At 53.9% G+C, this 22,017-nt stretch carries 18 protein-coding genes; 12 read left to right on the top strand and 6 right to left on the bottom strand.

Annotated features, from left to right (window positions below):
• Positions 1-72 precede the first annotated feature (72 nt).
• The gene (locus C5Y96_RS26725; RefSeq protein WP_105359752.1) at positions 73-510 is read left to right on the top strand and encodes a hypothetical protein; all 438 of its coding nucleotides are present in this window, start codon (positions 73-75) and stop codon (positions 508-510) included.
• A 206-nt stretch (positions 511-716) separates the two neighbouring features.
• Positions 717-1,838, top strand: coding sequence for a vWA domain-containing protein (locus C5Y96_RS26720; protein WP_105359751.1), 1,122 nt, complete (start codon positions 717-719; stop codon positions 1,836-1,838).
• 11 nt (positions 1,839-1,849) lie between these two features.
• Here the strand turns inward: C5Y96_RS26720 and C5Y96_RS26715 are convergent, their stop codons facing one another.
• Positions 1,850-2,671, bottom strand: a complete 822-nt coding sequence (locus tag C5Y96_RS26715; protein ID WP_105359750.1) for a helix-turn-helix domain-containing protein — start codon at positions 2,669-2,671, stop codon at positions 1,850-1,852.
• A gap of 198 nt (positions 2,672-2,869) precedes the next feature.
• On the opposite strand from C5Y96_RS26715, the gene C5Y96_RS26710 reads away from it, so the two are divergent.
• A complete protein-coding gene (locus C5Y96_RS26710) occupies positions 2,870-3,634 on the top strand; it encodes a hypothetical protein (RefSeq protein ID WP_105359748.1) in 765 nt (254 codons plus the stop codon).
• Between the two features lie 145 nt (positions 3,635-3,779).
• Positions 3,780-4,754 carry an SgcJ/EcaC family oxidoreductase gene (locus C5Y96_RS26705; RefSeq protein WP_105359745.1) on the top strand — a complete coding sequence of 325 codons (975 nt, stop codon included), beginning with the start codon at positions 3,780-3,782 and terminating at the stop codon, positions 4,752-4,754.
• Positions 4,755-4,864: 110 nt separating this feature from the next.
• On the opposite strand, the gene C5Y96_RS27555 is transcribed toward C5Y96_RS26705, so the two are convergent.
• Positions 4,865-5,161 carry a hypothetical protein gene (locus tag C5Y96_RS27555; RefSeq protein WP_105359743.1) on the bottom strand — a complete coding sequence of 99 codons (297 nt, stop codon included), beginning with the start codon at positions 5,159-5,161 and terminating at the stop codon, positions 4,865-4,867.
• 256 nt (positions 5,162-5,417) lie between these two features.
• Between C5Y96_RS27555 and C5Y96_RS26695 the strand changes: the two genes are divergently transcribed.
• Entirely contained in the window at positions 5,418-6,704 is a 1,287-nt protein-coding gene (locus C5Y96_RS26695; protein WP_105359741.1) for a tetratricopeptide repeat protein, read from the top strand.
• A 10-nt stretch (positions 6,705-6,714) separates the two neighbouring features.
• On the opposite strand, the gene C5Y96_RS26690 is transcribed toward C5Y96_RS26695, so the two are convergent.
• The 3 genes from C5Y96_RS26690 to C5Y96_RS26680 form a co-directional block, all read right to left on the bottom strand.
• A complete protein-coding gene (locus C5Y96_RS26690) occupies positions 6,715-7,437 on the bottom strand; it encodes an SGNH/GDSL hydrolase family protein (protein ID WP_105359739.1) in 723 nt (240 codons plus the stop codon).
• Positions 7,438-7,765: 328 nt separating this feature from the next.
• A complete protein-coding gene (locus C5Y96_RS26685) occupies positions 7,766-8,197 on the bottom strand; it encodes a DUF6795 domain-containing protein (protein ID WP_105359737.1) in 432 nt (143 codons plus the stop codon).
• 52 nt (positions 8,198-8,249) lie between these two features.
• Positions 8,250-9,146 (bottom strand): DUF1559 domain-containing protein, encoded by an 897-nt coding sequence (locus tag C5Y96_RS26680; RefSeq protein ID WP_105359735.1) that lies wholly within the window; start codon positions 9,144-9,146, stop codon positions 8,250-8,252.
• Positions 9,147-9,519: 373 nt separating this feature from the next.
• Between C5Y96_RS26680 and C5Y96_RS26675 the strand changes: the two genes are divergently transcribed.
• A complete protein-coding gene (locus C5Y96_RS26675) occupies positions 9,520-10,053 on the top strand; it encodes a sigma-70 family RNA polymerase sigma factor (protein WP_105359733.1) in 534 nt (177 codons plus the stop codon).
• Positions 10,050-11,705 (top strand): hypothetical protein, encoded by a 1,656-nt coding sequence (locus C5Y96_RS26670; RefSeq protein ID WP_105359730.1) that lies wholly within the window; start codon positions 10,050-10,052, stop codon positions 11,703-11,705. The genes C5Y96_RS26675 and C5Y96_RS26670 overlap by 4 nt, the downstream gene beginning before the upstream one ends.
• A 25-nt stretch (positions 11,706-11,730) precedes the next feature.
• Here the strand turns inward: C5Y96_RS26670 and C5Y96_RS26665 are convergent, their stop codons facing one another.
• Entirely contained in the window at positions 11,731-12,903 is a 1,173-nt protein-coding gene (locus C5Y96_RS26665; RefSeq protein WP_105359728.1) for a XylR family transcriptional regulator, read from the bottom strand.
• A 447-nt stretch (positions 12,904-13,350) separates the two neighbouring features.
• On the opposite strand from C5Y96_RS26665, the gene C5Y96_RS26660 reads away from it, so the two are divergent.
• The 5 genes from C5Y96_RS26660 (at position 13,351) to C5Y96_RS26640 (ending at position 21,995) form a co-directional block, all read left to right on the top strand.
• Positions 13,351-15,744, top strand: coding sequence for a PSD1 and planctomycete cytochrome C domain-containing protein (locus C5Y96_RS26660; protein ID WP_233199170.1), 2,394 nt, complete (start codon positions 13,351-13,353; stop codon positions 15,742-15,744).
• A 68-nt stretch (positions 15,745-15,812) separates the two neighbouring features.
• The gene (locus tag C5Y96_RS26655; protein ID WP_105359726.1) at positions 15,813-17,288 is read left to right on the top strand and encodes a DUF1501 domain-containing protein; all 1,476 of its coding nucleotides are present in this window, start codon (positions 15,813-15,815) and stop codon (positions 17,286-17,288) included.
• A 172-nt stretch (positions 17,289-17,460) separates the two neighbouring features.
• Complete coding sequence (gene pckA, locus C5Y96_RS26650; protein WP_105359724.1) at positions 17,461-19,059, top strand: phosphoenolpyruvate carboxykinase (ATP); 1,599 nt, start codon at positions 17,461-17,463, stop codon at positions 19,057-19,059.
• A gap of 121 nt (positions 19,060-19,180) precedes the next feature.
• Entirely contained in the window at positions 19,181-20,629 is a 1,449-nt protein-coding gene (locus C5Y96_RS26645) for a sulfatase (protein ID WP_105359721.1), read from the top strand.
• A gap of 109 nt (positions 20,630-20,738) precedes the next feature.
• Positions 20,739-21,995: an MFS transporter gene (locus C5Y96_RS26640; protein ID WP_105359719.1), complete on the top strand. Its 1,257-nt coding sequence runs from the start codon at positions 20,739-20,741 to the stop codon at positions 21,993-21,995.
• Positions 21,996-22,017: the final 22 nt, after the last annotated feature.

Below are 22,017 nucleotides of genomic sequence, written 5' to 3'. Positions count from 1 at the left end.
TGGGGCTTGCGTGAAAGAGCGGCGTTTGAGTGATACAACAAGGAAAGTGGTGCTTTCCTAGGAGTTGTATCGATGGATGAATTCGAGAACCAGCCGTCGCGCAAGAGCTCTTGGTTTCGATTCAGTCTCCGCTCGTTGCTCCTCTTAATGCTGCTGGTCGCTGTCTACCTGGCCGGCCGCTATGGAAACCGACATGTTTTTCCCTCGCAGCTTAGCGGGGCTTGGGAAGCAACGCTGCCAAGTGGCTTTGTCCGAACGGTAACGCTGATCCATCTTGAGGAAAACCGTTTTCTGTTGAAGTCGGGCGGTTCTGTTTTCAATGGCGTTTATCAGTGGCAAAGCGATCGCCTGGTCGTCATTCAGCCTGATGATAAGCGCATGAAGGGTCTGATCTGGAAATGGGATGACGGAAACATGACCCTTATCGGTGAACCACCTGGCAATCCGACTGGTTCCAGCTATTTGGGGGCGAAGATGGAGCGTTTAGAGAAAACGGAGGACGAGAAGTAATGCCAGATTCCAAGGCGGTGTTTTGCACTCAAGTAACGTAGCGGAAACATTCGCAGCAATATCTCCAAGATTTTGTCGATTCTGGAATAATCCGCGTCAGTTTTTACGAACTAAAGACGTAAAGAGGTAGCTAGTCTCGCAATTCTCTTCCTGCATTGAATCGATTCTCAACAGCCTGCCCCGTGGCTTGCTGGAGTGATATTGAAATGAGCGAAACAACGACGGCCTCGCCTCAGGCCGGTACGCGTCGTCCAGCACGACAATCTGAACCACAGACATCGGATGTGACGGATGCTTCCGAAGCTACCGGAGAAGAGACGTCATCAAAGCGAAATTGGCTGAAACTTGCCGCATTGTGGAGCATGCCAGCCTGGTTGGTCAGTTTGATCTTTCATTTTCTGGGCCTGACGGCATTGGTCGTCGCTACGATCAGCCCTCCACCCCTTCCGCAGACGCTAAATCTATTGGCTGCCAGCGACGAGCCGATCGAAGAGCTCGAAGAGATGGTGGTCGAGTTCGAACCTGAGTTCGAGCCGGAAATGGAAGTCGAGATGGAGGCTCCTGACATGCTGTCGGAGTCGTTCGAGTTGACGGCGCTATTGCCTGACTCAGCAATGATGAGCGAGTCGGTTTCGGTCGAAGCACTGATGCCATCCAAGCCAGCCGATTTCGCTGGCATGGATCCCAATGGACTTATGGCCGACCTGGAAGGGATGGGGGCTGAGGTGGGGCAGATGGCGAAGTTCTTTGGCACCAAAGCCAAGGGGCAACGCATTTGTTTCGTGGTCGATAACTCGGCCAGTATGACTTCCGGTCGCATGGAGACAGCCTTGGTAGAACTCGACAAAGCGATCGATTCGCTGTCGGCCAAGCAGAAGTTCTACATTGTCTTTTATAGCGATACGGCCTATCCGCTGTTCTATCCATCGCCCGCCACGGACATGCTCAATGCGAATGATAAAAACAAGAAACTGGTTCGCGACTGGCTAAGTACCGTCCAGATGTGCTGGCGAACCGATGGGCGAGACGCGATTACCCTGGCCCTCAACTTGAAGCCGGATCTGGTCTACATCCTGGGTGATGGGGCATTTACCGACAAAGCCGACATTGAGCTGGCCGGTACGCCGCTTAAAGGAGTTACCATCCACACCATGGGCATGCAGGTCAAAAAGCAGGATCGTGATAAGTTCGCAGCGATCGCCGAGGCTCACGGTGGAACCTATAAGGACGTGGGGATTACCGACGAAGGCAAGCAACTAATGAAGATGAATGGCCCTATCCCGCGGAATCAAAAACGCAACGGAATTTGGGGGATCAAGCTGAAGTAACAGGCTGCTGCTTACTCTGGCTGGTCCTGTGCGACGACCATTTGATTGCGATAGCTCCTCCGGTACTCCAGCGGAGTCATTCCCATGTGCTTGCGGAACAGCCGACTGAACGTGCTTTGATCCGAGAAATCGTGGTCGACAGCGATCTGGCAGACCGAAAGATCGGTCTTGGTTAAGTCATCTGCTGCCGAATTCAAACGCGTGCGGATCTTGAAGTCGCGGACGCTCATCCCAAAAACCGCCTGAAACTTACGATTCAGTTGGCGAGAAGAGAGGTGAGCTCTCTGTGCGAGTTCTTCCACGGTGGCCAGCGAGCCTTCTGGCGTCCGCATGTATTCCACAATCTCTTCAATTTCCGAAGCAGGGGCTGCCCAGCGTTTGCCGGCTTTGTAGCTGCGCATGACGCCTGCCACGCCAATGACTTCGCTCCCGTCGGCGTTGAACAGGGGGATCTTGCTTGTGATGTGCCAGTCGAGAATCTTGGTTTCGTTGTAGAAGACTTCAACTCGGTTGTTGATTGGCTGGCTGGTTTCCATCACAAAGCAGTCGTCAGCGCGGTACTTTTTAGCGATTTCCATGGGGAAGAATTTGGAATCGTATGCCCCGATGACGTCCTCTTCGCTTCGTGCGCCGAGCCGCTTGATCAGTTGTCGGTTCGCCCAAACCATGCGGCTATCCCGATCCTTCGTGAAGAAGAACACGTCCGGGATGGCATCGTAAAGGAACTGAAACTGGTGCCGGGGGCCCATCTCAGCGAAAAACTGCTGCTGGAACTCGGTATGCATGGTGATGACCAACGAACTCGACGAATCGGGAAGATACTTTTCTACCATAACTCAGACCGTCTCGTCATGCCGAATAACGACAACTGGACGCATCTGGGGGATGAAGCCACCACGGTACCTTATCTGGGAGTTTAACGTGGATTCCGCCACGAATTCCGAGAGATAATGCCGTATCAGAAAACCTTCCGGCCAGCTTCGTCGTCCTGGTTAGAGTACTACCCATTAAGAACACTTGCGGAGGCATCCATGCTATCGCGAATCTTGATCGCCGCTATCGTGGTTACGTTGTCTGGCAGCGATGTCTTTTCGGCCGAGGTATCGGAGTTGGCTAAGGGGAAAGTCCCGGATGCTGCCTTGCTAAAGCTGGCCCCCAAATCGGGGTTCATCACCGATACCAAAACGTTTGCAAAGCTGTGGAAAGCGTGGCGACCTGACCAGGCCGTACCAGAGATCGACTTCACCAAAGACATGGTCATCGTGGGAACGGCCGACGGACCGAATCTGGTAATGTTCGAACCGAAGCTACAAGGGGACGGCGACCTGAAATTTGTAGTGGCATCGACTCGCATGTTTGGACCAGGCTTTGGGTACCGTCTGGTGAAGATTGCCCGCCAAGGCGTTAAGTCCGTCAATGGTAAATCGATCGAAGAAGGCATTGTGCAAGGAACGATCACGATTCCCGATTCGACCACGGTCGAGCAAGGGGAGACGATCGAGGTAAAGCTATTCGAGTTCGATCCGCTGCTTGCCGATGCCCCTGCGAAACTAATCGATGAGAAGATCCTTACAGAAATCCAGCACGAAACAGGCCCATCGACCGAAATACCATTTGCCCTAGGGAGCGATTTGGAAGTCCAGAAAGATTGTCGCTACTACATCACCGTGTTTGTGCTCCAGGGATCGGACCGAACGCACATTGGTGAAATCGAAGGGAAACGCGGTCTCAACGTCGTGCTGCAAAACGGTGATCGCTCGCCTGTGAATTTGATTTTGCGACCGTTGAAAAAGTAATCCGAAGCGATCGATATTTGGATCTACCGCGGCAATTTTGGTGAAAAAGATGTCATCTCGTCCTGAATTTGCAGGATTTCCAGTTTGGGCTTCGCTAAGCTGAAATGCTGGGTGAATAATTTCGTTTCCTGGCAAGGATTCAGCGATGAAGTCCAAGGTTACCTGGATGGGGATTGGGGTCCTCTTCTTTGCGGCGGCAATCGTACATGCTCAAGAAGCTGCGCCAAAAAGCGGCGCAAAAGACCCGGCCTACGAAGGCATTAAGAGTGCTGTCGAAGCCTACGCCGCCGCTTACAACGCTCACGATGCGAAAGCGGTTGCCAATCTCTTTGCGCCCGATGCCGAACTGGTCGACTCCTCTGGTGTTGTTTTCCATGGGAAAGAAGATATCCGAGTAGAATACGAGGCCTTCTTCAACGCGCATCCCAAGGCCACGTTGTCCATTCATGTCGCGTCAGTGCGTATGGTCGGGCCGTCGGTTGCGATTGAAGAAGGGCGGACGGCATCCACTTTGGCCGAGGGAGCGGCACCGTCGCTTTCACGGTACGTGGCGATCTATTTCAAGGTGGACGATGCCTGGCTCTTGGCGAGTGTTCGAGACGAAAAGATCGAGCCTGAGCCGGGGCAGCACTTGGAGAAGCTCGACTGGCTGATTGGCGAGTGGATCGAGGAATCGGAAGACTCACGCATGGAAATCAAGTGCTACTGGGATGCCAGTGGTTCTTACTTAATTCGGGACTTCAAAATCTCTATTGAAGGTTTACTCGCTTCGAGTGGGACAGAACGCATCGGTTGGGATCCACTCAAACGCCAGATTCGCTCATGGCTTTTTGACTCCGCTGGCGGTCATATCGAAGCGGAATGGATTCCCGGCGATGGCTATTGGACAGCGACGGCAAGCGGCTATCGAGCCGATGGTCAGCCAACATCTGCGACCTATAAGATGACTCCGTTGCGCGACGACGCCTATCACATGGTTGCCAGCAATCGTCGAGTAGGTGACGACGCGTTGGTTGATTTTGAAATGACGATCGTGCGACAGCCCCCGTCTCCGGGCGAGGTGCCACTGTTGGAAAAGCCGGTCGCCGAAGCGACCCCGGCGAAGGCGGATAAGGAGTAGACCATGTATCTGCGAAGTTCGATTACGGCGTTGATGTTCATGCTCTTAGGCTGTGGTGTGACACTGGCGAAGGGGCCGAAAGATTCGTCGAAGTATGACCGGGATAGCGGCTATTCCGGAAAAGGAACTCCGTCGGCGACAGCCCCATCGAAATACAGCAAGTCGAGACCATCGGTCCTGCCGTCGACGCCAAGTTCGCCCCCCAAGGCGATGATGAAGCCACGAACTCCCGTGCCAACGCCAACCGCTACGCCCCCGAGTTCGTCGAAGTACTCTAAATCGCGTCCTTCTTCATCGCCGACAATTAGCATACCTTCCCCGTCATCGTCGAAAGGGAAAGTGACTTTCCCTAGCTCTTCTTCCTGGGGTGGGAATACGTCAAGTAAGAAGCCGACAGCAACGGTCACGCCGAGACCGTCTCAGCCAACCACACCAGGTACGCGGCCATCAATGTGGCCTACGAAGCCATCTACGGGCTCTCCCTCGGCTTCCACTGGAACTCCGCGTCCGCCGGTGGTGTTTTATCCACCGCAGAGTACCACGACAAAAAAACCAACGACGTCATCCCCTCCGCCGATGACGACTCAACTGCCGGGTTCCACCACAGGTAACTTGGGTACACGCGACCCATACATACGTCCCAGTAAACCAAGTTATGGCGGATTGCGACCTCCGACGGTCAATAACACGACCGTCATTCAGAATAATACGACCAACAATACGACGAATAACACGACCAACATCACCAAGAATTGGGTGCAGGACAACAGTACCAATGTTGTTCACAGCCACTCCAATACCAACAATTGGTATCAAGACAATCGTTGGCAAAATCGTCCGACCATCAACAGCCAGAATTGGAACGGCCGACCCTGGTGGTATACGCCTGACTATGGGGCTTGGCATCATGGGCATTGGGATCGCCACAGTTATTACCATGGGCACGATTCGTGGGAGTATGTCGATCGCGGTGATAATGCCTGGCTCGGAGGGCTGGTTGCCTGGGGCTTGGGCAATATGGTTTATCGAACCGGTTACCAGGTATACGTTAATCCGTACGTCACGCGGCCTGTGGTGATCGGTGTTACGAAAATTGATTACTCGCGACCGATTACTGTTCTGCGTTCTCCGTACGAACTCGCGTATCTCAACGATCAAGTCAAAGCCCAGGAGCTTCACGATCGGGCGCTGGAATACTTCGAGGCCGCGCGGACGGCCTTCTATTTTGGCGACTTGAACAAGGCGTACGAGAACGTCAACCTGGCGATTGCTTTGATGCCAGACGATTCCACCTTGCATGAGTTTCGTGCCTTGGTGCTATTCTCAGCCGGGAAATTCAATGAAGCTGCAGAAGTGATGCATGCCGTATTGGCGGTGGCACCGGGATGGGACTGGACAACATTAAGCAGTCTCTACCGGGATCAGGATCAATACACGGGTGAGCTGCGGCGGCTCGAACAGTACATCAAAGCCAATCCTCGGCAAGCGGACGCGAGATTTTTGCTGGCGTATCATTACATCACTATGGGCTACCCGGACAGTGCCCGGCGACAGCTGCAATCGGTGCTGCTGTTGGTTCCGGACGATAAGCTAAGTGCCGATTTGATTGCCCTTTTGGATGAAGATCAACAACAAGAGTTTGCCACGCAGTACGGCAGCTTAACCGCTGTGGACACGCGACTTTTGCAAGGCGATTGGAAAGCAGCCCGAGCAACGGGAAAGATTGAGTTGGAATTGAAGGATGGCAACTTCACGTGGGATTACGATTTGATCGAAAACGATCAGAAATTCCACGGACGCTACGCCGTTGATAATGCACTGCTTATCATGGCAACCGAAGATGGTTCGCAGATGGTGGGCACGGTCCAAATGCAGGACCGCGACCACTTCGTATTCAAGCTGCTGGGAAATAATGCATCCGATCCCGGGCTGCAATTCACCCGGGAGTAAACCAGCCAGTTTAGTTGTCGCTTTTCGATGCGAGAGCAGACTCAATCGCCTTAGCGACTTGTTCGGCGAGGGCCTGAGAGCCGGCATCGGTAAAGTGAACATTCTTCGGACGCTGAAGCTTCTCGATCTGCGGATCGCAGAAGGCGAAGAGATCGTTCACGCTGACGCCGTGCTCTTTCATGATCTTGACAGCCGCAGCATTGTATTTCGATGGAGACTCAGGCTCACGTAGGGGACCTGTCGTCCCAGGCACAACCGGGGTAGTGGTGGCGAAGATCAATTTCGCACCTGTCTTGTCGAGTCGCTCGACAATCTTCTCGATGTTTTGCGAATACTGCAGGACAGTTGCCTGGACGGGATCTTCGGCCTTGTTGGAAACCGTGTTTCCGCCTGGTTCGGTCACATGTTTCAAGTCGTGAAGTCCCCAGTTGAAGTGAATCACGTCCCACTTGCGATCCCCTAGCCAGCGATCGATCGATTCGACCCCTTTGGTGGTTCCGCTGCAATTCTCAGGCTTTGTTCCATCAGCTGTATGCGGCCGAAAGACGTTCGCTTTCCCTTTGAGCAGGTCGCGCACTTGCAGTGTGTATCCAATGGAAATGGAGTCACCAAGGATCAGAACGTTCGGCAACTTGGGATCTGGTTTCTCGGCCCATTTGCCAGGCTTGTCGGCTGCAGCAAGGGTGGTCGAAATCAGAAGGACAAAGCAAAAGGGAGTGAAAGCTTTCAGCATGGTTTTGCTCGCATGAGGAGAAGTCGGCAGGAAGGTCAAAGAGAAATCGTAATCGAATTCTCAGGCAATCTCAAATTGTCGACTTGGCGATTCATCGATATGCGAGTTTCCAGCGAGATTGGAAAGACCTACCGACGAAGTGGTTGCTCAGATAGCTTTCTTATCCAAAAAGATGTAATCCAAGCTGGCAGTCGATCGATCATCGGCGCTGTCGGGGTACGAGCCCGAGCCAAGCCCCCTTGCAGGCTTCAGCGTCATTTAACAAGACAGCGCGAACCTCTGCGGGTTCGCGCTGGTAAAGCAACTGTCTCGATATCGCAAGAGATTGTCAGCGTTTCTTTTTCGATTCGAGATCGAAGTTGGCGGTGTCGGTCCCGCTGGAAGGAACGGTGAAGGTTAGTTCTGATCGTTCGTTGTATTTCAAGGGAACGGTTTCCTTGGCGGTAACCTCTTGCGTATTCATATCGACAACCATGGTCGAGATCGAAACGACATGATCACCTACCACAGCGCCGTTCTCCCCTCCAAGAGATTGGAGGTGAAATTTGCCCGACGCGTCGGTCATTCCGGTTGAGGGTCGACCGGATTCCAGGCCAGAGCTTTGGGGAACGAAGGCAACCGTTGCGTTGGCCAAGGGTTCGCCATCCATCGTCACGGTACCAGAGACCGGCTGATAGGAGAACTTTCCGTTATCTGCCCCGCATCCTGTCATCGCCGCAAGCAAGACGACGATGATTGAGAAACAATGAAATTGGAACATAGTGGATCCATTACCTCGTGGTATAGATGGTTACTGATTTCGCGATACTGGATTACTCGCTTGGAATAACCTGGCCGTCGTCGCGTTGAATCAGGTATTGATATACCACAAGGTTGATTGTTTCGGCGTAGAACCGGACTGAGCCATCGCATAGGGCAAAGTTGGCTCCGCCGGGATGCAGCGAGTGGGCTAGCCCCCAGGTATTGGTCGAGTTGATACCATTGGTGTAGTTGGTGGCACTATCCGGTCCGCGACCAATGCAGGTGTATGATCCACTCTCGTTGCTTCGAGGTCCTACCCATAGGCCTGCTTTGAAGTCTGATGAGCCCACCGTCTTTCCGGTTCGTTCACCAAACAAAATAGTGTTTGAGGTGCCGTCCGTGATGTCACGCAGACCAACATGACTATCTCGAGTAAAGATTCCCTGATGGGCGTTGGTCACAAAGCTGCTTGTGTTGAGCCCCTTGTTGCCGTACGAACCAATGTAGTTGGACGTACCGTTATTGTTTTCTTTTCCGTTAAGCGGGCCGGTAATGTCGCTCGGACAAACGTAAGCGTTGATAGGTGTTGTCGATAAGCCGGCGTTGGGATTACCCAGGGAGGAATTGTTGACCCACTCCCAACCAAAGTCGATGCGGTCGGCGATGTTATTCTGCTCGATGTATGGCAGCAATAAGGCACCCCAACCCCAGAAATTATTATTCTGGTAGTTCGGACCGCCAACGGTTTGACGAATCCAGCCCGATGGGAAGACCCCCAGGGTGTCGTGATAGTTGTGTGTTCCTAAGGCAAGTTGCTTCAAATTGTTCGTGCACTGCATTCGCCGTGCGGCTTCGCGTGCTTGTTGGACAGCAGGAAGAAGTAGGGCAATAAGAACCCCAATAATGGCAATTACCACTAACAGCTCTACCAAAGTAAAACCAGATCTAGCAGGTGCTCTTTCGGACATTGAATTTTCCTATGAGTTACAAATAGATAAGAACGAAACGCGATAAGTTGAGCATGCCTCTTGCTCTGCGGTCTTTGCCGTAGCGGCTTATAACGTCCGGCTCCTCATGGCTCGGCTAAGTAAAGTAGGTCCGAGCAATAGCAATGATGGATTGATGAGCTAGGAAAAGGAGTTAGCCACGTCCGGGCTTGGAAGTCGCACAGCGAACGAACGACTTCCGATACACCCTATTGCTACGCGCGATATCAGATTCCGGAAAAAAGTTGAGAGTTTCCATTTTTTTCCAGAATTACCTTCCGAAGTGCTCAATCTCATATGAGGCAGTAAGTTAAGCAGGGTGGGATGGCATTCCCCTAACGCTAGGCGCTTTTGAATGCGTGGTATCGACGACGATTTCGTAATGGCGTTCCTTGAGGCGCAAGGTCCGCTGCTGCAATACATTCAATCAATCGTTCCACGTTTGAAGGACGCTGAGGACGTGTTGCAGGAGACGGCGATCACGCTGTGGGAAAAGAGGGCCGATTATTCGCCTGAGCGGGGCAGCTTCATCGCTTGGGGACGCGGTATCGCCCGTCTTAAGGCGCTCGAATTCATGCGTAAGAATCGCCCGCAAGCGATTTTCAGCGAAGTTATTTCGATCAAGCTCGACGAACTTGCAATCGCCTCAACGGAAGACGATAGCCAGCGCGAACGGCAAATCGATGCCTTGCAGTGCTGCATCGAGCGCCTTTCTAAGAGCGAACAAGTGACGTTGGACAAGCACTATCGTCAGAAGAAGTCGATCAGCGAAATCGCGGCCGAACACGGCAAGGGGCTTAGTACCGTCTACGAACGGCTCCAAAAGATACGCAGTCGTTTATCACGTTGTATCCAGCGGAACATGGAACCCGGAGTCAACCCACTATGATCCCCGATGCCCAACAAGCACGCTTCAACGAACTTGCCAGCCGCTGGTGTGCTGGCGACATTGAAGCCGAAGAAACGCTGGAACTGGAATCGCTCTTTACCGCATACCCGGAACTGCTGCAGGAATTCTCCGAAGGGACGAGGCTCAATTCGTTGCTTGCGCAGCAGTATCGAGGCGAAGCTTTCGCGACAAAGCTTTTGCTTAATAGCCCCGTGCATGAGCCGTCGGACGACGATCCGCCGATGCCTGGCAAGGTGTATGCGCACGCTCAAGATATGCAGCGAATCGTTGCCAGCCGTTGGGCTTTATTGGCGGCCAGCGTTATCTTCGTGGCTGGCTTGCTAGGCTACGGATACCTGATGTCGGACCGCGGCGCTGAGCAATTGGCCAAGAGTAATTTGCCTGCCCCAGTTGAGATTATCCAGCGGATCGACTGCGTGTTTGAGAGTGAACGCTGGGGAGTCGTGCAAGAGAACCATTTTCAAGTTGGGGAAACACTACGAATTGCCAAAGGCTTGGTACTATTGCAGTTCGCTCGTGGGGTGAAGCTGTCCATCGAGGGACCAGCTGAGCTAAAGATCCTTTCCGACAACAGTGCATATCTGAATGAGGGGCGAATCGCAGCTGTGGTTCCGATAAATGCTTCGGGTTTTGAGATTGGCACCCCGAGCGGTAAGGTCATTGACTATGGTACCGAGTTTGGTGTTCATGTTCTTCCCAATGGTGCGGCGGAAACGCACGTATTTCAGGGGGAAGCCGAGGTTATTCCTGCCATAGGCAAGGAATCATTTCGGCTGACTACGAATATGGCGGCTCGTACTCGTGTGAACCGAAAGTACGTCGAGATACCAAACAACCCAAGTCTCTTTATTCGCGTGCCAGAGAAGCTGGCAGCCGACGCGATTCCCAAAGAAGGAATCGCCGCGGTTGATTTTGCCGACAAACCCAAACTGTGGCTCGACGCAACCATTGGAGTCCAGGTAGACGGCAAAGATCGTGTCATCTGTTGGCAGAACATGGGCGATGCAGAAATCGAAAGCAATGCCTGGCAGGTAGATCCAAACCATCGTCCGGCGTTCGAATTCGAAATGGCCAATGGCCGTCCCGCCTTGCGATTTGACGAGAACCAGTTCCTTTCCACAACGCCGGTGACGTTTGGCAATGAAGTCTCTGTGTTGATTGTGGCTTCTACAAATCCTCGGAGCAAACCGGACAGAAACGCCCAGCTCATCAACTTCAATAGCCCTTCGGTCCTTGTGCTTGACGTGATAGACGGACCCACCTTGGAAGGCCGTATCTACGCCATCGAAGGCCCGTACGTCGGTAATAATCTCTTACACAGCTCAAAGCCGTATACTCATGGCGAACTTTTCGTGAGTGGTTGCCGCTACAGTACCAAGGAGAACCTGTTTCAGCTCTTCACCAACGGCCAATTGATGGCCGAATCGATGGCTTATGGCCCTATCGCTGGTAAATCATCCCGAATCATTGGAGGTCACCGTTGGCGCACCCAGGACTTTTACTCTGGGGTCATCGCAGAGGTCGTCATCTTTGATCGACTACTTAGCGAGCAGGAATACCAACTGGCGATGAAGGCATTGATGGCCAAGTACAAGATCGATTCGAGTTCAGCGAACGTGGACCAACCGTAGAGTCTGGATTTGAGGGTCTAGCTGCCTATCGGAACCGACGCGAGGCACCCTTCACGTTTTGCGTGCGGTACTGACCCGGTGTCTGGCCGAGTTCTCGTTTGAAGACGACGCTCATGTACTCTGGGTGATCGTAGCCAGATAAGCCGGCAATGCGTTCCAACGGAAGATCGGTCTCACGTAGGAGTTGCTTCACACGTTTGAGCTGCACGTTGCGGATCTCGGCTTGAGGGCTGCGTCCGATGAACTTGCGGAAGCGGCGTTCCAGGATGCTTCGCGAGACTGGCACATGCTGCAGAACGTCGACCACCGAGATTCCGTCGCAAGCGTGCTGACGGATGTACTTCACGGCGGAAGCAACCAGTGGGTCTTCGATGGCCAGTACGTCGGTCGATTGCCGAGTCACGATACCCAGCGGTTCGACTAGCTTGCTCATCTGGGTGGGTGCTTCCCCTTTCATGAGGCGATCGAGCAGGGCCGCGGCCTCGAAGCCGATACGCTGTGGGTTGGGCATCACGCTCGAGAGGGGCGGATCGCATAGCTCACAAACTAATTCGTCGTTATCGACCCCGATCACGGCGACCTCTTCCGGAACGGCGGCACTAATCCGGCGGCAAGCATCTAGGACGTGCTGGCCTCGCATATCGTTACAGGCCATGATGCCGATCGGGCGGGGCAGACCGCGCAACCAGTCACAGAGTTGTGCTTGTTGTTGTTCCCAGGTAAGGGCCGAGGAGCTGTCCCAAGGACCTTCCAGTAGTTCGACGGGGCCAGCGGTTTTCTCGATCGCGTCCTTAAAGCCTTGGTATCGGCGGGTCGACCAATTGTGTCCACTGAAGCCACAAAATGCGAAATGACGGAAGCCACGTTCCAGCAGGTGAGCCGCACCCATTCGCCCGACCGCCTCGTGATCGGTGCCGATATGAGGGAGCCCTTGATCCCCGTAAATGTCGGTGAGGTCGACGGTGGGGATGTTCCACGCCTTAAGCTGTTCAGCCAGGGCAGGGGTGGTACTTCGGGTGATGATACCGTCGCCGTCCCAGTTCTCTAGCCATGCAGGTGGGCGGTAAGCCAATTCGCGCAGATCGACAAACATCGACCACGGCTCATTGGCCACTACATAACGATTGATACCACGGAGGACCTCGCGTCCGTAGACGAGAGAGGTCTCAACAATGAGCATGACGCGACGACGTTGCATGGAAAAGGGGCTCAGGCAGCGATGAGGTTGCTTGTCAGAACAGGTTTCCCATTATGGGCCGAAATGATTCTCAAACGCAATCATGAGGTAATTGTGGGGACAAATTTTCTAAGAATTTCTTTCCACCACAAAGTAGGCTGAAACAGATAGAGAACCTCGGCTGCTGCACGATTTTCAGTGTGAACGTAAGTCAAGTTGTCGCCCTAGATAGCAGCCAGGAAAAGGCTCTCAATACGTTTTCGGTAAATCTCATTGATTCACCTCCTTACAAAGTGAAGAATAGAGGGAACGATGGAGTAAAGCTTCTCTCAACCCTAGCGATGCCTTGTCGAAAGCGTTTCGCTTCCGCAAAGTATAGTCCTACCTCAACTACGCTGTAAGTTACTATATATGCTCTACTTAAGTAATGTTATGCGGTTCCCCTTAACTGCGTTGACATGTCTTGTCATGTTGGTCTGCACCGGGATGGTTCAGGCTCAAGAGTCCGCAGAGCCAACCGTCAAATTCAATCGCGACGTGAAGCCGATCCTGGCAAAAAAGTGCTTTGCCTGCCATGGACCCGCGGAACAAGAGAGCAGCTTGCGTCTGGATGAACGGGAAACGTCCGTCGCCGAGGCCGACTCTGGCATGATTGCGATCGTTCCCGGTAATGTGGAAGAAAGCGAACTCATTCGACGTATTACTTCCCATGACGAGTCCGAGAGAATGCCCCCCGAAGGTGAGGGGGTAAAGCCGGAAGAACTAGCCATTCTTAAGACATGGATCAAGGAAGGTGCTCAGTTTCAAGGGCATTGGGCTTTTGAGCCTGTTTCCGATCCCCAGCCGCCAAAAAACAAGCGTGAAGGCTGGGCCCAAAACCCAATCGATGAGTTCATTCTTGCTCGCCTGGAAGATAGCGGTTTAGAGCCGAATGCACCTGCCTCGAAGCGTACCCTGATTCGTAGGGCCTACTACAACCTGACCGGCTTGCCGCCGACGAAAGAAGAGATTGAAGCGTTCGAGAAGGATAATTCGCCAGATGCGTGGAAGAACCTGGTCGAAAAGCTTCTTGCTTCCGAGCATTACGGCGAGAAGTGGGGGCGACATTGGCTCGACCTGGTCCGTTTCGCGGAAACCAATAGTTACGAACGGGATGGCGTTAAACCAAACGCCTGGAAGTACCGCGACTACGTGATTCGCTCATTCAACGAAAACAAACCGTACGATCAGTTTGTTATCGAGCAGTTGGCGGGGGATGAAATCGAGAATCCGACGTCGGAATCGATTATCGCCACGGGCTATTACAAGTTGGGTGTCTGGGACGACGAGCCGGCCGATCCTCTGCTGCACGAGTTTGACCAATACGACGATATTATCTCGACCACCAGCAAAACGTTTCTGGGGATCACGATCGGGTGTGCTCGCTGCCACGATCATAAGATCGATCCGATCAGCCAGGAAAACTATTACCAGTTCCTGTCGTTCTTTCGCGGCATGAAGCCTTACGGCAATCGCGGGGACGTTTCGTTCAGTCAGCGTGAGATCTCTTCGCCGGAAGTGATTTCGGCTCACGAGAATCATCAACGCGAACGCCAGGCAGTCGAGAATCGCATGAACGAGATCATCTCGGCGGCGATTGAGCAGTTGCCCAAGGAAGAACAAAAGGATATCAAGCGGCAGCGTGATCCGAATCGACGTCGTGAACGCATGGATGGTCGAATTGCCGAACTCGTTCCTAACGAAGCTTCCGAGTATGCCGAACTCAAGCGGCAACTGGATGCGATCAACGACAAGGAAAAGTACCTGCCCGCTCGCGACTTCGCCTTGGCAGTGAATAAGGCCGATAAGAACCCGCCGGAAACGAAGGTCATGCTGCGAGGCAATCCGCACGTCCCTGGCGATGCGGTCGTTCCTGGCTATCCAAAATACTTCAATACAGCGAATCCAGAGATCCCTCAGCCAACCGCCGAGCAGCAAACTGCGGGACGCCGGTTGGTATTGGCGAAGTGGATCGCCTCGGAAGACAACCTGATGACGGCTCGCGTGATGGTCAATCGAATCTGGCAGTACCAGTTCGGTCGCGGCCTGGTGCGATCGTCCAGTAACTTCGGCCAACTGGGCACGCCCCCCACGCATCCGGAACTGTTGGATTGGCTGACGAAGGAGTTCGTTCGCAGTGGGTGGGATATCAAGCACATGCAGCGACTGATGATGCTCTCGGCGGCCTATCAAATGTCGTCCGCCGGTGCGGAAAAAGGGTTGGCCCAAGATCCGGCAAACGAGCTCTTCTGGCGATTCAATTCGCGTCGACTGACGGCCGAAGAGGTGCGGGATTCGATCTTGCTGGTCAATGGACGACTGAATGAAAAGATGTACGGTCACGGCTTCTACCCGAAGATCTCGGCCGAAGTGATGGCCGGTCAGTCGAAGCCTGGCGATGGCTGGGGCAATTCATCGTACGAAGAGCAGGCCCGCCGTGCCGTTTACATTCATGTGAAACGATCGCTGTTGACGCCGATCCTGTCGAACTTCGACTTCCCTGAAACGGATGCTCCTTGTGAAGACCGTTTCGTGACCACGCAGCCGGCCCAGGCCCTGGGCATGATCAACGGCGACTTCGCTAACGCCCAGTCGACCGAACTGGCCAAACGTGTTCGCGAGACCGGTGCAACTACGCCAGAAGATCAGATTCGCGAGGCGATCCAATTCGCCATGGCTCGCGAGGCAAACGATCAGGACGTCAAGGTTGGCATCTCGCTGATCAACGACCTGAAGAAAGATCACGGACTCGATGACCAGCGGGCATTCGATTTGTATTGCCTGATGCTGATTAACTTGAATGAATTCTTCTTCCTGGACTAACACTCTGCTTTTCTACGAGAAGCGGTGCCTGTTCAGTGAATGAAATATATTTTGAAGGAAGGTAAATCATGTCGAACTCGGAAATGCCCAAGCCAAGTTATTGTGGCAACACACGACGCGAGTTCCTATGGAATGCCGGGGCCAAGTTTCCTGGTCTGGCGCTGACCTACATGCTGGCTAAGGATGGATTTCTGGCCAATCAGGCGGTTGCCGCTGACGGCGTATCGTCGTTCGACAATCCTCTGGCAGCCAAGCAGCCCATGTTCCAGGGGAAAGCCAAGAACGTGATCTTCCTGTTCATGTATGGCGGTCCAAGCCATATCGATACGTTCGACTATAAGCCCAAGCTATACGGCCTGGACGGGAAGACCGTGCCCGTCAAGACCAAGGGGCGTGGCGGCGAGAAGAACGAAGGGCGTGTCGTTGGGCCGAAGTGGAACTTCAAGCAGTACGGCGAATCGGGGCAGTGGGTTTCGGACCTGTTTCCGAACCTGGCAACGTGCGTCGATGACATCGCCTTCTTGAAATCGTGTCAGGCCGATTCGCCGATTCACGGCTCGGCCATGTTGATGATGAACTCGGGGCGTATCCTCAGCGGTTTCCCAACGCTCGGTTCGTGGGTTACCTACGGCCTGGGGACGGTTAATCAAAACCTGCCAGGTTATGTGGTCATGCTCGACCCAACTGGTGGGCCGATCAGCGGAGCGAAGAACTGGACTTGCGGCTTCATGCCGGCGAATTACCAGGGCACGATTTTCCGCAGTAAAGGGGCCCCAATCATCGATCTGGCCACGCCGGATGGGATGACCCGTGAAGCGCAGCGTCGGATCCTGGATGCGATGAAAGAGGCCAACCAGCAGCACTTCGCCTCGCGAGTCGACAATACGGAACTGTCGGCTCGGATCCATAGCTATGAACTTGCGTACCGTATGCAGGAACACGCTCCCGAGGCGGTCGATATCGAAAACGAATCGGAAGACACAAAGAAGCTGTACGGAATCGATAACCCTCAAACTGAAGAATTCGGTCGCCGCTGTTTATTGGCTCGCCGGTTGGTAGAACGAGGCGTTCGCTTTGTTCAGCTCTATTCCGGTGGCCACCACAACGACAACAACTGGGACGCTCACGGCGACCTGGAAAAGAACCACAACTACCACGCTGGCCGTACCGACAAGCCGATCGCCGGTCTGATTCAAGACCTGAAGCGAAAGGGCATGCTCGACGATACGCTGATTGTGTGGGGGGGGGAGTTCGGTCGTCAGCCAACCGCTGAATACGAAAAGGGAACCGGCCGCGATCACAATTCGTACGGTTTCACCATGTGGATGGCTGGTGGCGGCATCAAGGGGGGCATTTCGTACGGGGCCACCGATGAACTGGGGTCTACCGCCGTCGAGAACCCGCTGCACGTTAAGCGAATTCACGCCACCATTCTGAACCAGCTCGGTCTCGATCCGAACCACCTTAGTTATTTTTACAGTGGCTTGGATCAGAAACTGGTCGGTGTGGAACATACCGAACCGATTCACGAAATCATTACATAGCGTTCCTCTGGGCGGTATCGCCAAGAAAACGAAAACCAAGCCAAAGCGTCTTACTCTCTTCGAGCGAGACGCTTTTTTGTTGCACGTTGGTTGGGGTCGCGTCAGTTCGAAAACGGGGTAGAATACGGAAAGATGTGGAGCGAGGCATTTCTTTCGACCAAGTGGTGCAGCGATGAGCAAGATCGATTTAAAAGGATTGGATATCGATGTCGAAGACGTACGCCGGAACATGGCCCCTTCGACACTCTACGAAGAAGCAATTCGCGACGAGGAAGACGCAGCCATTGCCGATTCCGGGGCTTTGATTGCCTATAGTGGCGAAAAAACGGGACGATCGCCCAAAGACAAACGGGTTGTCGAAGCCGAGCAATCGAAGGACGACGTTTGGTGGGGACCGATCAACATTCCCATCGAAGACTACACCTACCGTATCAATCTCGAGCGGGCCAAGGATTATCTCAACACGCGTAAGAAGCTTTATGTAATCGACGCGTTTGCTGGCTGGGACCCAAAGTACCGTTTGAAGATTCGCGTGATCTGCTCGCGGCCTTATCACGCGTTGTTCATGCATACGATGCTGATTCGACCGACTGTCGAAGAATTGAAGAACTTCGGCGATCCGGATGTCGTGATTTACAACGCCGGCCGCTTTCCGGCCAACCGCCACACGCCTGGGATGACCTCGAAAACCAGCGTGGACGTCAACTTGGAAGACCGCGAGATGGTAATCCTCGGCACGGAATACGCTGGGGAGATGAAGAAGGGGGTCTTCACGATGATGAATTACTACATGCCCAAGCAGGGCGTGTTGTCGATGCATTGCAGTGCGACCTGTGCGTCTGACTCCAATCAAAGCAGCATTCTGTTTGGTCTGTCGGGCACCGGTAAGACCACGCTATCGGCCGACCCGAAGCGGCTTCTGATCGGCGATGACGAGCACTGCTGGAGCGATGATGGCGTGTTCAATATCGAAGGTGGATGCTACGCCAAAGCAATCGACCTGACGCCGGATAACGAGCCAGAAATCTTTCAGGCCCTGCGATTTGGTGCGGTGTTGGAAAACGTGGTCTACGACAAGGAAGACCATCACGTCGACTTCACGGATACCAGCATCACGCAGAATACGCGTGGGGCGTACCCGATTGAGTTTATTCGCAACGCCAAGATTCCTTGTGTTGCGGGACACCCGAGCGATGCGATCTTCTTGACTTGCGACGCGTTTGGTGTGCTTCCCCCAGTTAGCAGGCTGACGCCGGCTCAGGCCATGTATCACTTCATTTCCGGTTACACGGCCAAAGTTGCCGGGACCGAAGTGGGTGTGACCGAACCGCAAGCGACCTTCAGCCCCTGCTTTGGCGGTCCATTCCTGGTGTGGCATCCCGGCAAATATGCAGAGCTTCTGGCCGACAAGCTGAGGAAGCACAACACGAACGTTTGGCTGGTGAACACTGGCTGGACTGGCGGCGCACACGGTGTTGGATCGCGAATCAAGCTGAAATATACGCGGGCAATTATCGACGCCATTCACAGTGGAGAGTTGGCCAAAGCCTCGACGAAGGTCGATCCCGTGTTTGGGCTGCATGTGGTTCAGGAGTGTCCTGGGGTGCCAAGCGAGATGCTTAATCCCCAGACCACCTGGCAGGATCCTGCCCATTACTTCGCGACGGCCTCGAAGCTGGCGTCACTATTTATTGACAATTTCCAGAAGTACGCCGACGGGGTAAGTGAAGAAGTGCGACAGTCAGGACCGGTTGTCCAAACTTCTGTGTAAAACAGGCTCGGCTCTGGGTGATTCTCATCTCGATTCCGATTATGCTCAAACATCGGCCTGCGCGGATTGAAACGTTCAGGCCAGTTGGCATCGTGAATCCCCCACCTGGAGATGAGACGGCATGACGACTCGAATCTTCCCTGGCCTGCTGTTTTGTTTGTTGGTTTCAAGCTGCCTGGTTACCACTGCCCAGGCCGCGGAAGCCAAGCGACCAAACTTCGTCTTCTTTCTCGTCGACGACCTGGGTTGGGCCGATCTGTCGTGTTACGGCAGTACATTCCACGAGACCCCCAATATTGATGCCCTGGCTGCCAGTGGGATGAAATTCGATCAAGCGTATACCGCTTGTCCCGTCTGTTCTCCAACGCGGGCCTCGATTCTGACCGGTCGTCATCCGGTACGAGTCGATATCACCGATTGGATTCCGGGCAACGGGAACACGGGCAAGTTTCTTCAGGTGCATGATCGCGACGATCTGGCCTTAGAGGAAGTAACGATCGCTGAGGTGCTGAAAGGGGAGGGGTACCAAACCTTCTTTGCCGGCAAATGGCACTTGGGGGATGAAGGGCATTGGCCCACCGATCAAGGTTTCGATACGAACATTGGGGGCAACCATAAGGGCTCCCCACCTGGCGGCTATTACGCTCCCTGGAATAACCCCACGTTAGAAGCCAAGAAGGAAGGGGAATATCTGACCGAGCGGTTAACGGAAGAGTCGATTCATTTCCTCGAAACTCGCGATACTGAGAAGCCGTTCTTCCTTTACCTCTGTTACTACAACGTCCATACGCCGATCACGCCCTACAAAAAGCGGGTCGAGCATTTCCAAGAGAAGGCCAAGCAGTCCTTCGACGGCGAGACCCCCACCATTGTCGAACATCAGGGCAAATCGCGAGCCCGGCAAGACAATGCTGATTACGCTTCGATGGTGGCCGCCGTCGATCAAAGCGTGGGAGATATCCTCGATAAGCTTGAAGAACTAAAGCTCGACGAAAATACGGTTGTCTGTTTCTTTTCGGACAACGGTGGACTGTGCACCCTGCGTGGTCCCGGGCCGACAAGTAACTTGCCACTACGAAGTGGTAAGGGGTGGCTCTACGAAGGTGGCGTGCGAAGTCCCATGATTGTGCGGGCCCCCGGTGTGACCAAAGCGAGGAGCATCACCCAGTCGCCAGTCGTGAGCACCGACTTCTTTCCGACCATGCTGGATCTGGCCGGATTGCCGCTGCAGCCCAAACTTCATGCTGACGGACAGTCGCTGCGAAGCTTGCTGGAAGGGGAGAAATCGCCGGAAGCACGTACGTTCTACTGGCATTATCCGCACTACCATGGTTCGACCTGGACCCCTGGGGCGTCGATTCGGGACGGCGACTGGAAGCTGATCGAGTTCTACGAATACGACGAGGTCGAACTCTACAACCTGGCCAGCGACCCTGGCGAACAGGACGACTTGAGCAAGTCGCAGCCGGAAAAGACGGCCGAGCTTCGCGAGAAGTTAAAGGTCTGGCAAAAGGATCTGAACGCCAAAATGCCACAGCCCAATCCCAAGTATCGCGGCGGCGCGAAATAGAACATTGCCCCGGGTTTGTGAAGGCTGCTAGCTGAGCTACAATCGAGCCCCAACATCCCACCTATTAAATAGCTATTCCACGTAAAAAGCGCTTAAAGGAACCTGGTTGATGCTGAATTCCAAGGTCATCGGACTCTCGGTGATGATGTTCCTCCAATTCTTCGTTTGGGGAGCATGGTACGTTACGGTCGGTAATTTCATGGCTGCCAATGGAATGAGCGATCAGATCGGGTGGGCTTACACCGTGGCTCCGATCGCGGCGATCATTTCTCCATTCTTCTTGGGGTTTGTGGCCGATAGGTACTTTGCCTCGGAGCGGGTGTTGGGTGTGTTGCACCTTTTGGGTGCCGCAGCCATGTTTGCCGCTCCCTATACGGCGAACATCAGCCCAACGGCTTTCCTGTTTACTTTGCTGCTACACGTGTTGTGCTATATGCCGACGTTGGGGCTTACTAATACGTTGGCCTTCCAGAACATTGACGACCAGGAAACGCAGTTTCCGATCATTCGTGTGTTCGGCACGATTGGCTGGATCGTGGCCAACCTGACAGTGAGTTACGTCTTTGGTGCGGATACGACCGCCACCATGTTCTACGTGACGGCGACTGCTGGCATTGTGCTGGGGATTTTCAGCTTCTTTTTGCCGCACACGCCGCCACCATCGGCCGGAAAGGCAGTTACCTTTGGCGAGATCGCTGGTGTCGACGCCTTGTCGATGTTGAAGGAACGTTCCTTCCTGGTGTTTATCCTGGGGTCGTTCCTGATCTGCATTCCTCTGGCTGCCTACTATGCGTTCGCCCCTGTGTTTGTCGGGGACGTTGGCTTTACCAAGCCAGGTAGTGTGATGCCGTTTGGGCAGATGTCCGAAATCGTGTTCATGCTGCTGATGCCGTTGTTCTTCTCGCGTCTGGGCGTGAAGTGGATGCTATTGGTCGGTATGGCTGCCTGGGTGCTTCGCTACGGCTTGTTTGCCGGGGGAGCTGCAATGGGGGGCGACCTGGTCTACCCAATGGTTTTCGTGGGGATTCTGCTGCACGGTATCTGCTACGACTTCTTCTTCGTGACCGGCTTTATTTACACGGATAAGAAGTGCCCGAAGAATATCCGTGCCCAGGCTCAAGGCTTCCTTGTTCTGGTCACCCAGGGCTTGGGGCTGGGGATCGGGGCTCCGATGATGCAGACCTTGAAGAGTTCGCTGACGACCGAAGCCGGAACCAACTGGCAAATGCTGTGGTTGGTGCCATGTATCGCCTCGGGCGTCGTGATGATCCTGTTTGGACTCCTATTTAATGACAAGGTCGATGCCTCGGATGATGAAGCGGGCTACGGAACTAATGAAGCACCGGCTACCGAGCCGACGCATTAAGCGCTAATCTTCGCATTGAATC

The sequence above is a fragment of the Blastopirellula marina genome (assembly GCF_002967715.1).
Taxonomy (GTDB): Bacteria; Planctomycetota; Planctomycetia; order Pirellulales; family Pirellulaceae; genus Bremerella; species Bremerella marina_B.
The sequence above is the reverse complement of the archived record's forward strand: the minus strand, read 5'-3'. Positions and strand labels throughout refer to the sequence as shown.

Bases quoted from the DNA above. Each gene is read 5' to 3' on its own strand.
- C5Y96_RS26655 (WP_105359726.1), top strand. From the start codon at position 15,813: ATGTCGAACTCGGAAATGCCCAAGCCAAGTTATTGTGGCAACACACGA.
- C5Y96_RS26705 (WP_105359745.1), top strand. From the start codon at position 3,780: ATGAAGTCCAAGGTTACCTGGATGGGGATTGGGGTCCTCTTCTTTGCG.
- C5Y96_RS26660 (WP_233199170.1), top strand. From the start codon at position 13,351: ATGTTGGTCTGCACCGGGATGGTTCAGGCTCAAGAGTCCGCAGAGCCA.
- C5Y96_RS26680 (WP_105359735.1), bottom strand. From the start codon at position 9,146: ATGTCCGAAAGAGCACCTGCTAGATCTGGTTTTACTTTGGTAGAGCTG.
- C5Y96_RS26675 (WP_105359733.1), top strand. From the start codon at position 9,520: ATGCGTGGTATCGACGACGATTTCGTAATGGCGTTCCTTGAGGCGCAA.
- C5Y96_RS26670 (WP_105359730.1), top strand. From the start codon at position 10,050: ATGATCCCCGATGCCCAACAAGCACGCTTCAACGAACTTGCCAGCCGC.
- pckA (WP_105359724.1), top strand. From the start codon at position 17,461: ATGAGCAAGATCGATTTAAAAGGATTGGATATCGATGTCGAAGACGTA.
- C5Y96_RS26690 (WP_105359739.1), bottom strand. From the start codon at position 7,437: ATGCTGAAAGCTTTCACTCCCTTTTGCTTTGTCCTTCTGATTTCGACC.
- C5Y96_RS26715 (WP_105359750.1), bottom strand. From the start codon at position 2,671: ATGGTAGAAAAGTATCTTCCCGATTCGTCGAGTTCGTTGGTCATCACC.
- C5Y96_RS26725 (WP_105359752.1), top strand. From the start codon at position 73: ATGGATGAATTCGAGAACCAGCCGTCGCGCAAGAGCTCTTGGTTTCGA.
- C5Y96_RS26665 (WP_105359728.1), bottom strand. From the start codon at position 12,903: ATGCAACGTCGTCGCGTCATGCTCATTGTTGAGACCTCTCTCGTCTAC.
- C5Y96_RS26720 (WP_105359751.1), top strand. From the start codon at position 717: ATGAGCGAAACAACGACGGCCTCGCCTCAGGCCGGTACGCGTCGTCCA.
- C5Y96_RS26645 (WP_105359721.1), top strand. From the start codon at position 19,181: ATGACGACTCGAATCTTCCCTGGCCTGCTGTTTTGTTTGTTGGTTTCA.
- C5Y96_RS26710 (WP_105359748.1), top strand. From the start codon at position 2,870: ATGCTATCGCGAATCTTGATCGCCGCTATCGTGGTTACGTTGTCTGGC.
- C5Y96_RS26640 (WP_105359719.1), top strand. From the start codon at position 20,739: ATGCTGAATTCCAAGGTCATCGGACTCTCGGTGATGATGTTCCTCCAA.
- C5Y96_RS26685 (WP_105359737.1), bottom strand. From the start codon at position 8,197: ATGTTCCAATTTCATTGTTTCTCAATCATCGTCGTCTTGCTTGCGGCG.